This window comes from Pseudomonas grandcourensis, from assembly GCF_039909015.1.
Taxonomy (GTDB): domain Bacteria; phylum Pseudomonadota; class Gammaproteobacteria; order Pseudomonadales; family Pseudomonadaceae; genus Aquipseudomonas; species Aquipseudomonas grandcourensis.
This window is the reverse complement of sequence record NZ_CP150919.1, coordinates 6,179,901-6,195,134: the sequence shown is the minus strand read 5'-3', so window position 1 is coordinate 6,195,134 and position 15,234 is coordinate 6,179,901. Positions and strand designations below refer to the sequence as shown.

The 15,234-nt window shown below is 59.1% G+C and carries 13 protein-coding genes; 2 read left to right on the top strand and 11 right to left on the bottom strand.

Going from position 1 to position 15,234, the window contains the following annotated elements:
- Positions 1–41 precede the first annotated feature (41 nt).
- On the top strand, positions 42–398 hold the full coding sequence (gene folB / locus AABM52_RS27925; protein WP_008017405.1) for a dihydroneopterin aldolase: 357 nt from the start codon (positions 42–44) through the stop codon (positions 396–398).
- Positions 389–907, top strand: coding sequence for a 2-amino-4-hydroxy-6-hydroxymethyldihydropteridine diphosphokinase (gene folK, locus AABM52_RS27920; protein ID WP_347909441.1), 519 nt, complete (start codon positions 389–391; stop codon positions 905–907). The genes folB and folK overlap by 10 nt, the downstream gene beginning before the upstream one ends.
- 81 nt (positions 908–988) lie before the next feature.
- On the opposite strand, the gene AABM52_RS27915 is transcribed toward folK, so the two are convergent.
- The 11 genes from AABM52_RS27915 to AABM52_RS27865 all read right to left on the bottom strand — a co-directional run bounded on the left by AABM52_RS27915 (position 989) and on the right by AABM52_RS27865 (position 15,161).
- Entirely contained in the window at positions 989–2,218 is a 1,230-nt protein-coding gene (locus tag AABM52_RS27915; protein ID WP_347909440.1) for a multifunctional CCA addition/repair protein, read from the bottom strand.
- A gap of 63 nt (positions 2,219–2,281) precedes the next feature.
- Positions 2,282–3,844, bottom strand: coding sequence for a SpoVR family protein (locus tag AABM52_RS27910; RefSeq protein ID WP_347909439.1), 1,563 nt, complete (start codon positions 3,842–3,844; stop codon positions 2,282–2,284).
- Entirely contained in the window at positions 3,841–5,112 is a 1,272-nt protein-coding gene (locus AABM52_RS27905; protein ID WP_347909438.1) for a YeaH/YhbH family protein, read from the bottom strand. The genes AABM52_RS27910 and AABM52_RS27905 overlap by 4 nt, the downstream gene beginning before the upstream one ends.
- Positions 5,113–5,316: 204 nt before the next feature.
- Positions 5,317–7,239, bottom strand: a complete 1,923-nt coding sequence (locus AABM52_RS27900; RefSeq protein WP_007982655.1) for a PrkA family serine protein kinase — start codon at positions 7,237–7,239, stop codon at positions 5,317–5,319.
- 297 nt (positions 7,240–7,536) lie between these two features.
- Positions 7,537–7,866 carry a thiosulfate sulfurtransferase GlpE gene (gene glpE / locus AABM52_RS27895; RefSeq protein WP_008051614.1) on the bottom strand — a complete coding sequence of 110 codons (330 nt, stop codon included), beginning with the start codon at positions 7,864–7,866 and terminating at the stop codon, positions 7,537–7,539.
- Between the two features lie 33 nt (positions 7,867–7,899).
- Entirely contained in the window at positions 7,900–8,781 is an 882-nt protein-coding gene (locus tag AABM52_RS27890) for a symmetrical bis(5'-nucleosyl)-tetraphosphatase (protein ID WP_347909437.1), read from the bottom strand.
- Positions 8,781–9,161 carry a Co2+/Mg2+ efflux protein ApaG gene (apaG, locus tag AABM52_RS27885; RefSeq protein ID WP_347909435.1) on the bottom strand — a complete coding sequence of 127 codons (381 nt, stop codon included), beginning with the start codon at positions 9,159–9,161 and terminating at the stop codon, positions 8,781–8,783. The genes AABM52_RS27890 and apaG overlap by 1 nt, the downstream gene beginning before the upstream one ends.
- A 115-nt stretch (positions 9,162–9,276) precedes the next feature.
- The gene (rsmA, locus tag AABM52_RS27880) at positions 9,277–10,086 is read right to left on the bottom strand and encodes a 16S rRNA (adenine(1518)-N(6)/adenine(1519)-N(6))-dimethyltransferase RsmA (protein WP_347909434.1); all 810 of its coding nucleotides are present in this window, start codon (positions 10,084–10,086) and stop codon (positions 9,277–9,279) included.
- A complete protein-coding gene (pdxA, locus tag AABM52_RS27875; RefSeq protein WP_347909433.1) occupies positions 10,083–11,072 on the bottom strand; it encodes a 4-hydroxythreonine-4-phosphate dehydrogenase PdxA in 990 nt (329 codons plus the stop codon). Before pdxA ends, rsmA begins: the two co-directional genes overlap by 4 nt.
- Positions 11,069–12,385: a peptidylprolyl isomerase SurA gene (gene surA / locus AABM52_RS27870; protein WP_347909432.1), complete on the bottom strand. Its 1,317-nt coding sequence runs from the start codon at positions 12,383–12,385 to the stop codon at positions 11,069–11,071. Before surA ends, pdxA begins: the two co-directional genes overlap by 4 nt.
- Positions 12,366–15,161, bottom strand: a complete 2,796-nt coding sequence (locus tag AABM52_RS27865; protein ID WP_347909431.1) for an LPS-assembly protein LptD — start codon at positions 15,159–15,161, stop codon at positions 12,366–12,368. Before AABM52_RS27865 ends, surA begins: the two co-directional genes overlap by 20 nt.
- Positions 15,162–15,234 lie beyond the last annotated feature (73 nt).

Here is a 15,234-nt window from a genome sequence, read left to right as displayed (position 1 = left end):
AACGGCGCATTGCGCCCTTGTCGTGTAGCGGAGAGAAGTGCTTGGACAGAGTGTTTATCGAGGGCCTGGAAGTCGACACGGTGATTGGTGCCTACGACTGGGAACGAGGCATCCGACAGTGCTTGCGTCTTGATCTGAGCTTCGCCTGGGATAATCGCCCGGCCGCAGCCGGTGACGACCTGACCCTGGCGCTCGACTACGCCAGTGTTTCCTCGCGCATCCAGGCGTTTGCCGAGCAGGCGCAATTCCAGCTGGTGGAAACCTTTGCCGAGCGCCTGGTTGAAGTGCTGATGAGCGAATTCAAGATCACCTGGATGCGCCTGAAGCTGACCAAGCCCGGCGCCATCCCGGCTGCCACCGGCGGTGTGGGCGTGGAGATCGAGCGCGGATGTCGCTGACTCAGGTGTACCTCGGGCTCGGTAGCAATATCGAGCGTGAAACCCATTTGCGGGCGGGGCTCGATGCTTTGGCGGCGTTCCTGGTCGATATCCGCTGTTCGGCGGTGTTCGAAAGCCAGCCGGTGGGCATCAAGAGCGGGCCGTTCTTCAATTTCGTGGTGTCGGCGTATACCGATCTGCCGCTGATGGAGCTTGATCGTCGATTGAAATTCATCGAGGCGGATAACGGTCGTTACGCACCGGATCGCCGAGGTTTGCCGCTGGATATCGACGTGTTGTTGTTCGGTGACCTGGTGGGCAACTTCGATGGCTTGATCTTGCCGCGGGCAGAAATTCTGAAAAATGCGTTCGTTCTGTGGCCGTTGTCGTTGATAGCGCCGGATCTCGTGCACCCGGGCGCGAGCAAGAGCTTTGCGACCTTGTGGGCTGAGGCGCAGATCGATCAGGTGTTGGCGCCAGTGGCGTTCGAATGGCGTGGTGAGCAACTGACATCTTCAGATTTGTTGTGATCTTACTGACGTCTTCGCGAGCAGGCTCGCTCCCACAGGGTTAGCGTAAGCCAGTGGGAGCGAGCCTGCTCGCGAAGCTTTTCAGATCGACTCGGTCTCTTTGTAGGCTTTCAAGGCTTTTAGCCGCTCGCGCTTGATCGCCTCCCCCAGCTCCGGCCCCTTGAAGCCTTTCTCCAGCAACGGCTGAACCGCCACGCTACGAGCTGCAGTTGCCGCGCCGCGCAAATAATCTGCCTGTGGATAACTTCTTTCCTCAAGCCCTTTGCGCCCACGCGCATCCATCTCGCATGCTGCGATGAACTCCTCGAACCGCTGTGGCCGACGGTAGATGTCGAAGCTCTGCAGCAATTCGAGCAATGTCGATGGCTTCAGCTCAAGAGCGCGATGCCCGTGGGTGTGATACTCGCCCACCAGCAGTGCCAATTCCTGGCAGTCCCTCGGCACCTTGAAGCGTTCATTGACCGCTTTGATCAGCTTCAGGCCTTTGAACTCGTGGGCAATGTGTCGCGGCCATTCTTCCTCTGGCGTCAGGCCCTTGCCCAAGTCGTGCAACAGGCACGCCCAGCGCACGGTCAGCGGCTGTTTGTGTAGTGCGGCTTGCTGCAACACGCTCAGGGTATGTGCGCCTGTATCGATTTCCGGGTGGTGGGCGGGTGGTTGCGGTACGCCAAACAGCGCGTCGACCTCGGGCATCAGGACCTTGAGTGCGCCGCATGCGCGCAAAACCTCAACAAACACCTGTGGCTGATCTTCCATCAGGGCGCGGGAAATTTCCTTCCAGCTGCGCTCCGGGGTCAGCGCTTCAAGTTCGCCTGACTCGCTGAGCTGGCGCATCAGTGCCAGGGTTTCCGGGGCAACGGTAAAGCCCAGGGTCGCGTAGCGCGCGGCGAAGCGGGCAACACGCAGGACCCGGAGAGGATCTTCGGCAAATGCCGGGGAAACATGACGAAGCAAGCGCGCTTCGAGATCGCGCTGGCCGTGGTACGGGTCGGTCAGATTCTGCTGATCGTCTTCGGCCATGGCATTGATGGTCAGGTCACGACGAATCAGGTCTTCTTCGAGGGTGACTTCAGGGCTGGCGTGAAAAGTGAACCCGCCATAACCGCGTCCGCTTTTGCGCTCGGTGCGGGCGAGGGCATATTCTTCGCCGCTTTTTGGATGAAGGAACACCGGGAAATCCGCGCCCACCGGCCGAAAGCCCTTGGCGAGCATTTCTTCGGTGGTAGCACCGACCACGACCCAGTCGATATCGGTAACCGGTTTGCCCAGCAGGCGATCGCGTACCGCACCGCCGACTTTATAAATCCGCATAAAAAACCTCCGTTAGCTCGACAGGATAACCGTTGCATCGAGCTTTCGGAGGCACAAACCGGATCAAAGATGGATGACGGCCAGGTCCAGGCGGCCGTAATCGCCTTCACTGTGCTCGCTTCTGGGCGGCACATGATGGGTTTTCATGACCTGATCGCCCTGCAGGGTTTCCAGGTGGATGTCGAAACCCCAGAGGCGGTGCAAGTGCTTGAGCACTTCCTCAGTAGACTCTCCCAGCGGTTTGCGGTCGTGTTGCTGGTGACGCAGGGTCAGGGAGCGGTCACCACGCCGGTCGATGCTGTAGATCTGCACGTTGGGTTCGCGATTACCCAGGTTGTACTGTGCCGCGAGAGTTTCACGGATGATGCGGTAGCCACCTTCATCGTGAATGGCCGGCACCAGCAGGTCGTCTTTCTGATCGTCATCGAGAATGCTGAACAGCTTCAGGTCACGGATCACCTTGGGCGACAGGTACTGCAGGATGAAGCTCTCATCCTTGAAGCTGCTCATGGCGAACTTGATGGCTGCCAGCCAGTCGGTGCCGGCAATTTCCGGGAACCAGTGGCGATCTTCCTCGGTGGGTGCTTCGCACATGCGCCGGATGTCCCGGTACATGGCAAACCCGAGAGTGTAGGGGTTGATTCCGCTGTAGTAAGGGCTGTCGAAGCCCGGCTGAAAGACCACGCTGGTGTGGGATGTCAGGAACTCCATCATGAAGCCGTCGGTGACCAGGCCCTCGTCGTACAGGTCGTTCATCAGGGTGTAGTGCCAGAACGTGGCCCAACCTTCATTCATCACCTGGGTCTGGCGCTGTGGATAAAAATACTGAGCGATCTTGCGCACGATGCGCACAATTTCCCGCTGCCATGGCTCCAGCAGCGGCGCATGTTTTTCGATGAAGTACAGGATGTTTTCCTGAGGTTCGGCGGGGAAGCGTGCGTTGTCCTTGTCGCTGTACTTGTCCGCGCCTTTTGGAATGGTGCGCCACAGGTCATTGATCTGTTTCTGCAAATGTTCTTCCCGGTCCTTTTGCCGACGGCGTTCTTCTTCCGCGGAAATCGGATAGGGGCGTTTGTAACGGTCGACGCCATAGTTCATCAGCGCATGGCAGGAGTCGAGCAGGTCCTCGACTGCGTCGATACCGTGGCGTTCTTCGCATTGCATGATGTACTGCTTGGCAAACACCAGGTAGTCGATGATCGAACTGGCGTCGGTCCAGGTGCGGAACAGGTAGTTGCCTTTGAAAAAGCTGTTGTGCCCATAGCAGGCATGAGCCACCACCAGTGCCTGCATGCAGATGGTGTTTTCTTCCATCAGGTAGGCGATGCAGGGGTCGGAGTTGATCACGATCTCATACGCCAGCCCCATCTGGCCGCGGCTGTAGGATTTTTCAGTGCTGAGGAAGTGTTTGCCGTAGGACCAGTGGTGATAACCCAGCGGCATACCGACCGAGGCGTAGGCGTCCATCATCTGTTCGGCGGTGATCACTTCGATCTGGTTGGGGTACGTATCGAGTGCGTAGCCAGCCGCAATACGACTGATTTCGCGGTCGTAGGCCTGGATCAGCTCGAACGTCCATTCGGAGCCGGTGGAAATTGGTTGGCGTTTCTGCTCTTTGGCGGTCATGTCACTAACCTGCGCTGGAAGAGTTCACGGAAGACCGGATAGATATCCCCGGCCGAGACCAGTTGTTGCTGGGCAAAAGTGTCGGAAAAGGCTTCGGCGATGCGCTCGTACTCGAACCACAGGGCCTGGTGTTCGCGCGGGGTGATCTCAACGTAAGTGTAGTACTGCACGAATGGCATGATCTGGTTGATCAGGATGTCGCGGCAGATTGGAGAGTCGTCGTTCCAGTTGTCACCGTCGGAGGCCTGGGCGGCATAGATGTTCCACTCGTTGCTCGGATAACGTTCGGCCATGATCTCCTGCATCAGTTTCAGGGCGCTGGAGACGATGGTGCCGCCGGTTTCCCGGGAGTAGAAAAATTCCTCTTCATCCACTTCGCGGGCGCTGGTGTGATGGCGGATGAACACGACGTCGATCTTTTCGTAGTTACGCTTGAGAAACAGGTACAGCAGGATAAAGAAGCGCTTGGCGATGTCCTTGGTCGCCTGGGTCATCGAGCCGGACACGTCCATCAGGCAGAACATCACGGCCTTGGAACTGGGGTTGGGTTGTTTGATGAGCAGGTTGTACTTGAGGTCGAACGTGTCGAGAAACGGCACGCGGTGAATGCGCGCGCTGAGTTTTTCGATTTCCGCTTCAATTTCCTGAATATCGCCGAAGTTATCTGGTTCTTCCAGCTTGAGTCGCAGAAGTTCTTCCTTTGCTTCACGCAGTTTTGCCCGGCTGCTGCCGGACAGGGCGATGCGCCGGGCGTGAGCCGAACGCAGAGTACGGATGATGTTGATCCGCGACGGGTTGCCCTCGTTGCTGATCCCGGCCCGCACGGTCTTGAAGGTGTCGGTGCCGGTCAGGTTGCGCTTGACCAGGTTGGGCAGTTCGAGGTCCTCGAACATGAACTCGAGGAACTCTTCCTGGGTGATCTGGAAGACGAATTCGTCCATCCCTTCGCCGGAATTGCCGGCCTTGCCGGGGCCTCGACCGCCGCCGCCTCCCGGTGGACGGGCGATATGCTCGCCAGTGGTGAATTCCTTGTTGCCCGGATGTACGACCGTCTGCTTGCCACCGCGACCGTGGTGAAGCACCGGCTCGTCGATGTCGCGGCCGGGAATGCTGATTTGTTCGCCGTGTTCCATATCGGTAATGGAGCGCCGGCTGACCGCCTCTTCGACAGCCTTCTTGATGTGATCACGGTAGCGCCGCAGAAACCGCTGGCGGTTCACCGTGCTCTTGTTCTTGCCATTGAGACGTCGGTCGATCACATAGCTCATGACTGCTCCTTAGAAGCTGTCCTGAAAGGGGCGAGCGGTGATACAGCATCGAACCGAGAGCCGAGGGATGTTGAACGCTCCCCCAAGCGCTTTGGATGCTGCCTGAACTCGCTACCGACTTTCGAACACCTTCCAGAGGCCTGTGTAACAGAAAAAGCGCACACAGGTCTCTGGCTGACGACAACCGGTCTGACCGGCAGCGGGTTATTGTGATTTTCTGACCCGCAGGTACCACTCGGACAGCAGTCGTACCTGTTTGTCGGTATAGCCCCGCTCGACCATCCGTGTGACGAAGTCGTTGTGTTTCTGCTGGTCCTCTTTGCTGGCCTTGGCATTGAAGCTGATGACTGGCAGCAGGTCCTCGGTGTTGGAGAACATTTTCTTCTCGATGACCACCCGCAGTTTTTCGTAGCTGAGCCAGGTCGGGTTCTTGCCGTTGTTGTTGGCCCGGGCGCGCAGGACGAAGTTGACGATTTCGTTGCGGAAGTCCTTCGGATTGCTGATGCCGGCCGGTTTTTCGATTTTCTCCAGTTCTTCGTTCAACGCTACGCGGTTGAGGATCTCGCCGGTTTCCGGGTCGCGGTATTCCTGGTCCTGGATCCAGAAGTCGGCGTACAGCACGTAACGATCGAAGATGTTCTGGCCGTACTCGCTGTAGGACTCGAGGTAGGCAGTCTGGATCTCCTTGCCGATGAATTCGATGTAGCGCGGTGCCAGGTACTCCTTGAGGAAGCGCAGATAGCGTTCGCGGGTCTCGGCCTGGAACTGTTCCTGTTCGATCTGTTGTTCCAGCACGTAGAGCAAGTGCACCGGGTTGGCGGCAATTTCGTGCGGATCGAAGTTGAACACCTTCGACAGGATCTTGAACGCGAAGCGGGTCGAGAGTCCGTTCATGCCTTCGTCGACGCCCGCATTGTCGCGGTACTCCTGGATCGACTTGGCTTTCGGATCGGTGTCCTTGAGGTTCTCGCCGTCGTACACGCGCATCTTCGAGTAGATGTTGGAGTTTTCCGGCTCCTTGAGGCGCGAGAGCACGGTGAACTGGGCCAGCATCTTCAGGGTATCCGGCGCGCAATGCGCCTTGGCCAGCGAACTGTTGAACAGCAGCTTGTCGTAGATCTTCACTTCGTCACTGACCCGCAGGCAGTACGGCACTTTGACGATGTAGATCCGGTCGATGAAGGCTTCGTTGTTCTTGTTGTTGCGGAAGGTGTGCCACTCCGATTCGTTGGAGTGAGCCAGCAGGATCCCGGTGAACGGAATCGCGCCGAGGCCTTCGGTACTGTTGTAGTTGCCTTCCTGGGTGGCGGTCAGCAGTGGGTGCAGCACCTTGATCGGTGCCTTGAACATTTCGACGAATTCCATCAGGCCCTGGTTGGACCGGCACAGTGCGCCCGAGTAGCTGTATGCATCAGCGTCGTTCTGCGGGAATTCTTCCAGTTTGCGGATATCGACCTTACCCACCAGTGCCGAGATGTCCTGGTTGTTTTCATCGCCTGGTTCGGTCTTGGCCACGGCGATCTGGTTGAGGATCGACGGATAGAGTTTCACCACGCGGAACTGACTGATGTCGCCACCGAATTCGGCCAGGCGCTTGGTCGCCCATGGCGACATGATGGTGTTGAGGTAGCGCCGTGGAATGCCGAAGTCTTCCTCGAGGATCGCTCCATCTTCAGTGGAGTTGAACAGACCCAGGGGCGACTCGAAAACCGGCGAGCCCTTGATGGCATAGAAGGGCACTTTTTCCATCAGTTGCTTGAGCTTTTCGGCCAGGGACGATTTACCACCACCGACAGGGCCGAGCAGGTAAAGGATCTGTTTCTTCTCTTCCAGGCCCTGAGCGGCGTGGCGGAAATACGACACGATCTGGTCGATGCATTCTTCCATCCCGTGGAAGTCTTCAAAGGCCGGATAGCGGCGGATGACCTTGTTGGAGAAGATGCGCGACAGTCTCGAGTTGGTCGAGGTGTCGAGCAGTTCCGGTTCACCGATGGCCAGCAGTAGGCGCTCGGCGGCTGAAGCGTAGGCGCTGCGGTCTTTTTTGCACAGCTCAAGATACTCTTGCAGGGAGAGTTCTTCCTGGCGTGTGGACTCGAAGCGTTGTTGGAAGTGGCTAAAGATACTCATGACGTCACCTCGCTCGATACGTGGAGCCGACGCCGGATCACTCAGTCGATGCTGGCAGCAACCGAACAGGCGATTGCTGTTTACCCCCCAGAACTCTCCCGGAGCTGACTACTCCGAAAGCTACTCCCGATGACCCGTGCGCCGGTGTACCGGCTCTCCCCTGTTTTGGATGGCCTGGGCTTAAGGATAGTTGGGAATTCGGGAGGTAAAGGCGAGATACGTAATTTGTTGTGGCAGACCGTTCGTCTGCCACTGCGCCAGCCCGCGGGAGCCGGGGCTTGCAACGTTACAAAAAAATTATTCAGTGGTGCCTTGAGCCGTTTCCGCAGGATACGTCGTACGCCACAGCTCGAATCCGCCATCCATGCTGTAGACGTCGGAGAAGCCCTGGCTGATCAGGTAGGCGGCCGCGCCCTGGCTGGAATTGCCGTGATAGCAGACCACCACGGTCGGTGCATCGAGGTCGGCACCCTGGATGAAGGCGTGCAGGGAGTGGTTGTCCAGATGCTTCGAGCCTGCGATGTGCAGGGCGGCAAAAGTGGCCGGATCGCGGACGTCGACCACCACTGCGCCTTGTTCGCGCAGGGCCTGGGCCTGTTCCGGGGGGATACGTTTGAATTCGCTCATGGCGGGCTCCTGTGGCTCGGCTGAATGGGCAGTCTAGCGCGGGGCGCTGGCTGGCGATGTTTGGGGAATGAATGAGGCGACTGGCGGCACGGCATGACCGTGTTCGTCGCATTTGCAGGACAGGCGCTCAAAGCTGTCGACGTTCATCAGGGTCAGGGCGCCGCCCCAGACGCAACCGGTGTCGAGGGCCGAGATACCTGGCTCTTCGACGTTGCCTTCCAGCGCTGCCCAGTGACCGAAGATGATCTTCAGGTTCTTGGTCTTGCGTTCCTTGTGCTGGAACCAGGGCTTGTAGCCAGGCGGTGCGGTATCGAGGCCTTCCTTGCTCTTGAGGTCGAGTTTGCCTTCGGCAGTACAAAAGCGCATGCGCGTGAAATAGTTGGTGATCACCCGCAGGCGCGTCACGCCTTTGAGGTCGTTGTCCCATTTCGCCGGATCGTTGCCGTACATGCCATCGAGGTAGGGCGGCAACAGGTTGTCATCACGCAAGGCGGTCTCGACTTCGGCAGCATATTTCAAGGCTTTGCGCAGCGACCACTGTGGTGGAATGCCGGCATGGACCAGTGCAAGGTTGCGCTGTTCGTCGTAGTGCATGAGCTTTTGCTGGCGCAGCCATTCGAGCAGTTCGGCGCTATCGGGCGCTTCAATGATCTCGCGCAGGGTGTCGGCTTTCTTCAGGCGTTCGATGTTGCGTCCGGCCGCCAGCAGGTGCAGGTCGTGGTTGCCGAGTACGCACACCAACGATTCGCGAATGCTGTAGAGGAAGCGCAAGGTTTCCAGCGACTGCGGGCCGCGGTTGACCAGGTCGCCCACCAGCCACAGACGATCCCGTTGTGGGTCGAACGCCACTTGTTTGAGCAGGCATTGCAGGGCTTGAAGACAGCCTTGCAGGTCACCGACAGCGTAGGTTGCCATCAGTGCAGGGCTCCGGGCACCGCCAGGCGGAAGGGCGCGATGATGGCATCGAAATGTTTGCCGTCGTCGGACAGCATCTGATAGGTGCCTTGCATGGTGCCGACCTTGGTGGTCATGACCGTGCCACTGCTGTAGGTGTGGCTCTTGCCGGGGTCGATCAGCGGTTGCTGGCCGACGACGCCTGCGCCGCGCACTTCTTCGACATGCCCGTCACCATCGGTGATGACCCAGTGTCGTGAAAGCAGTTTGGCGGGCATTTCGCCATTGTTTTGCACGGTGATGGTGTAGGCGAAGGCAAAGCGCTCGTGCTCGGGTTGCGATTGTTCTGCCAGATAGCGGGTGACGACGCTGACGTCGACCTGATAGCGAGGATCGGACATGCAAGGGGCCTTAAAAACGAAGCGGGACGCGGGGCGTAGCTGTTGGGGTTCAGTCTAGGCCAAGTATCGGGTAGTAGACCAGAGTGGCGTCCTACCCGATAGCGCTCATCGCCTGTCAGTCTGCGGCAGGCTTTTGTTCGCTGAGCTTGTCGGCCAGGCGCACGAACGCGGCCAGGTCGAGTTGCTCGGGACGCAGGCTGCCGTCGACGCCGGCGGCTTCGATTTCGGCATTGCTCATCAGCAGCTTGAGGGTGTTGCGCAGGGTTTTGCGGCGCTGGTTGAACGCTTCGCGCACGACGCGTTCCAGCAGGCGGTGATCCTTGGCCGGGTGCGGGAGTACCGCGTGGGGCACCAGGCGCACGATGGCCGAGTCGACTTTCGGCGGCGGGTTGAACGCGCCCGGGCCGACGTTGAACAGGTGCTCGACCCGGCAGTGGTACTGAACCATGATCGACAAGCGGCCCCAGTCACCACCACCAGGACCGGCAGCCAGGCGCTCGACCACTTCCTTTTGCAGCATGAAGTGCATGTCGCGGATCAGGTGCGAGTTGTGCAACAGGTGAAAAATCAGCGGCGTGGAGATGTTGTACGGCAGGTTGCCGACCACTCGCAGGCTGCCTGGCGCGGCATTGAGGCTGTTGAAGTCGAACTTCAGCGCATCGCCCTGATGCAGGTTGAAGTTGCTCTTGCCGGCAAACTGCTGGTTGAGGATCGGGATCAGGTCCTTGTCCAGCTCCACCACATCGAGTTGCGCGCCGCTGCTGAGCAGGCCTTGGGTCAGTGCGCCCTGGCCCGGGCCGATTTCCAGCAGGCGGTCTTCTGCCTTGGCATGAATGGAGCGCAGGATGCGGTCGATAACGCCGGCATCGTGCAGGAAGTTCTGGCCAAAGCGTTTGCGCGCCTTGTGTTGGTATTGCTCGGTCATAAACGGGTCTCGGCCATCTGGTAGGCGGTTTCCAGGGCGACTTGCAGGCTGCCGGTGTCGATCTTGCCGCTGCCGGCCAGGTCCAGGGCTGTGCCGTGGTCGACCGATGTGCGGATGATCGGCAAGCCGAGGGTCACGTTGACTGCCGCGCCGAAGCCTTTGTACTTCAGCACCGGCAGGCCCTGGTCATGGTACATCGCCAGCACCGCATCGCAGTGCTCCAGATATTTTGGGGTAAACAGAGTGTCGGCGGGCAGGGGACCACGAAGGTCCATGCCCTCGCCGCGCAGGCGCTCTAATGTGGGTTCGATGATATCGATTTCTTCATGGCCCAGGTGTCCGCCTTCGCCGGCATGGGGGTTGAGCCCGCAGACCAGGATGCGTGGCCGGGCGATGCCGAACTTGTTTTGCAAGTCGGCGTGCAGGATCCGCGTGACGCGTTCCAGACGCTCCGGCGTAATTGCGTCGGCAATCTCGCGAAGGGGCAGGTGAGTGGTCACCAGGGCTACGCGCAAACCGCGTGTGGCCAGCATCATCACGACTTGCTCGGTGTGGGTCAGATCGGCGAGGAATTCCGTATGCCCGGAAAAGGCGATGCCGGATTCGTTGATGACGCCCTTGTGCACCGGCGCGGTAATCATACCCGCGAAATCTCCGTCCAGGCAGCCCTGGCCGGCGCGGGTCAGGGTTTCCAGTACGAAGGCGGCATTGGCCTTGTCCAGTTGCCCGGCGACGACCTTGGCATTGAGCGGTGTATCCCAGACATACAGGCTGTTGGCTGGCGCGGGTGCATCCGGCCAGTTGTCCGGTGTGACCGGCAGCAAATCGACAGCCACGCCCAGTTGCGCGGCCCGCTCGATGAGCAGGTCGCGGCTGGTAATGGCAATCAGGGGGTGAGGCTGGGCTTGCGAGGCGAGCAGCAGGCACAGGTCGGGACCTATGCCTGCCGGTTCGCCGGGTGTCAGCGCGAAACGTTGGGTTTTCACTGTGCTGCCTGGTCGGCGCCAGGGAGTTTGATTTCCACGTACGCTTCGTCACGGATCTGACGCAGCCAGGTCTGCAGCTCTTCGTCGTATTTGCGGTTACGCAAAACGGTCATTGCTTGCTGTTCGCGAGCCTGTGTAGTGCTGTCGGTGGCGCGACGGCCAAGGACTTCCAGGACATGCCAGCCGTATTGTGTCTGGAACGGCTTGGACAGCTGACCTTGCGGGGTCTTGGCCATCACTTCGCGGAACTCGGGCACCAGTACGCTCGGGTCGATCCAGTTCAGGTCGCCGCCGTTGAGGGCGGAACCCGGGTCTTCCGAGTAGCTTTTCGCCAGCTCGCCGAAGTCTTCGCCAGCCTCGATACGGCTGTAGAGCGACTCCGCCAGGGCCTTGGTTTTTGCTTCGTCGCGAATCGGACTCGGCTTGACCAGGATGTGGCGCACATGCACTTCGTCGCGCATCTGGGTCTGGCCGCCGCGCTTTTCGAGGATCTTCAGGATGATGAAGCCGCCCGGGGTGCGCATTGGCTGGGTGACATCACCCACCGGCATGGTGCTCAACAGACGATCGAACGGCGGAGGCAATTGAGCGGCTTTACGCCAGCCCATGTCACCACCTTCCAGTGCGGTTTCGCTGGCAGACTTGGCGATTGCCAACTGACCGAAGTCAGCGCCTTGCTTGAGCTGCTGGTAAATCGCATCGGCCTGTTTGGCTGCATTCTGAATCGCGTCGGAGTTGGCGCTTTCCGGCGTGGGAATCAGGATGTTGGCCAGGCGGAACTCTTCAGACAGCTGCATTTTGCCCAGGTCGGATGCGAGGAAGTTCTTCACTTCCTGCTCGGAGACCTGAATGCGTTCGGCGACCCGACGCTGGCGTACGCGGCTGATGACCATTTCGCGGCGAATCTGCTCACGTGCGTCGTCGTAGGACAGACCGTCGCGAGTCAGGGCGGCGCGGAACTGCTCGACCGACATGTTGTTGCGTTGGGCAATGGTGCCGACAGCCTGGTTCAACTCTTCATCGGTAATGCGGATACCGGAGCGCTCGCCGATCTGCAATTGCAGGTTTTCGACGATCAGGCGCTCTAGTACCTGCTGCTCCAGCACGCTGGCCGGCGGCACGGCAGAACCACGCTTGGAGATGGTTTGCTGAACTTCATGAACGCGTTGGTCCAGTTGGCTCTGCATGACCACGTCGTTGTCGACGATGGCCACCACTTTATCGATGGACTGTACAGCGGCACTGGCCGCCGTACTCAGGAACAGCGCGCCCAGCATCAGCGGGCGCAGACAATCAGAAAGCTTGGTCTTCACGTTCACGATAACCTTGAATGCCTTTGTCGAGGAAGCTCTCTACTTTGGCGCCAGTCAGGCCGCCGAGCCCCTTCAGAACAATTTGGAGGAAGACGCCATGGTCGCCTTTTTCGTTTTGCGGTGCTTCCTGACTGAACTCGTCATAGGAAACCCAGTAACGGTTGATCAGGCGCAGTTTCCAGCAGCAGTTGTCGTACTCGAAGCCACCGAAGGCTTCCAGGGTGCGGTTGCGGTTGTAGTCATACTGCCAGCGGGTGATGGCGTTCCATTGAGGCACGACCGGCCAGATCACCGAGAAGTCGTGCTGTTGGATCTTGTAGTAGTCCTTCACGAAGCCAGGAGTGCCAGGGGTGCCGTAGTCACCACCAAACTGCCATTGACCGGTGTTCTGGTTGTAGATCACCTGGTCGTTACGATAGCGATAGCCGGCGTTGATAACCTTGTTCGGGTTGTCTTCAGGCTGGTAGTGGAACATCGCGCTGCCCGAGCGAGGGCTGCGGCTGTCCGGGTCCCAGTTGTAGTCGGCCGTGGTGCGCCAGTCGCGGTTCCAGCGATACTCGTATTCCAGTGCGTACGGCGAAACGCTGGCTTGGGCATCGGCGCGGGTTTTTGGATTGACACCAGGCAACTGAACCTCGCGGTCCTTGAAGTACATGGCCTGGCCGACGCTGATGCGTTGGCGCTCGAAACCGCTGTCTTCGATCCAGCGGCTGGTCACGCCCAGGGACAGTTTGTTTTCGTCGCCGACACGGTCGGAGCCGGAGAAACGGTTGTCACGAAACAGCGACGCATAGTTGAAGGTGTATTCGCTGGTATCGAAAACCGGGATGTCTTCCTGGTCGACCTCGGGCACGTACAGGTAGAACAGGCGCGGCTCGAGGGTCTGGCGGTAGTTCTTGCCGAAATACTGGGTATTACGATCGAAGTACAAGCCGCTGTCGATGCTGGCGATCGGTACGCTGCGGTTCTGGTTGCTGTCGAAGGTACCGCTTAGCTTGTCCTGCTGTGCAGATTGCTTAGCAATATCAGATTTGCCGATGCTGTCCAGATCCAGTTGATACTGTGTGTACTGGTACTTGAGCTTTGGCTTCAGGAATCCGTAGGTCCAGTTCAGTGGCAGGCTGACAGCCGGTGCAAGGTTGAGCCGGTCGCCATTGGCGCGAGCCAGACCTTTAACGTTGTTATCAATACGTGTCGACACATTACCGTCTTCATCGGAGTAATTGCCGGTCTGCAGATCCCGGTCAAACCGAACAATTTCGGTTTCATAGGAGAAGTTCAAACCTTCAGGATGATATGGCAGCGCGCCATTGAAGGTGATCTGCGGCAAACGGTCGTACGGTGTAATGTTCGAAACGGTCGCCAGTTGATAGGCCTGGGCATTTACGCGAGCGGTATAGCTGTCGCCGCGATAGGTGACAGAGCCCTGCTGGTTCACGTAGTCCTGGCTTTTCACGCCAATCTGGTCGGTCTGCAGATCCTGGAAGTAATACGGATCGCTGATCTTGGTGTAGTCGACTTGCGTCAGCACTCGCGAGTCGAGACCGCCTTTGTGCTGCCAGTTGTACATGTAGCGGGTTTTTTCGGCGTCGCTCTGCTTGTCGCGTTCGTTGCTTTCGTCGTTGAGGTACGCCGCACCGAACTGGCCTTCGCTGGACTTGGTCAGGTAGCGGAATTCGCCTTCCATCAACAAGCCGTGCTTTTCCATGTAGCGCGGGTACAACGTGGCATCGTAGTTCGGCGCCAGGTTGAAGTAGTACGGGGTGACCAGCATGAAGCCGGTATCGCTGCCGGTGCCGATGGTCGGCGGCAGGAAGCCGGACTGGCGACGGTCGTCGATCGGGAAATAGATGTACGGCGTGTACAGGACCGGAATGTCCTTGACCCGCAGCGTCACGTTGGTCGCGGTACCGAAACCGGTGGCCGGGTTCAGGGTGATGTTGTTGCCCTTGAGCTGCCAGGCGTTGCTGTTCGGTTCGCACGTGGTGTACGTACCGTCCTTGAGGCGGATGATCGCGTTCTCGGCACGTTTGGCGTACAGCGCATTACCGCGGATGCGGGATTTGTGCATCACGTATTCGGCGTTGTCGACCTTGGCTTCACCGGTGTCGAGCTGCACGTCGGCGTGGTCGCCGACGATCAAGGCGCCGTTGTCGCGAATGCGCACGTTGCCGTTCAGGTCGCCACGGCTTTCGGCCTGGTACAGGTTGGCTTCGTCGGCTTCGACCTGCATGCTGCCCTGACGCATGACAACGTCGCCGGCCAGGGTCGCAACTTGCTCATCCTGCTTATAGCGGGAGGCTTTTGCGCCGATAAAGGTTGGAGCGTCACTTTTATTCGTCTTGTCATCCATGCCAGGACGAATCGGTTCGATATAGGAACCAGAGCAATAAGGACCGGTTTCGGCCAATTGTGCGGCGGTAAGCTGCTCGCGGGGAACCCAGTCGAGGTGGCTGTAGTCTGCGCTACGCGACTTCAGGCCACGGCCTTTGGATTCGGTGACCAGCACCGGCTTGGCGCCGGCGTCTTCGCTGGAACCGTTCTCGGCCGGAGCTTCGCCGGTGGCGGAAACTGTGCTGCCGTCATGGACGGGACGCGGTGGCAATGCAGCCGCCGGCGTCTTTGGCGCGCAGTCCCAGGAACCCGAAGCAGAGACTGAGCAGTCAAACTGTTCCGCGGCGACCACATAGGAAGTGGCAAGGGGTTGCAGCGCCAGCAAACTGCCGGTAACCAACAACGGAAATTTTTTACGAAACGCGGGGGATTTCAATGCCATCTTATTAGTCCGGGCTTCCTGCGTGCCATCTGCCCGCGGTGTGGGCCGCACGCCTCTCGATGGTCTGAAAAAG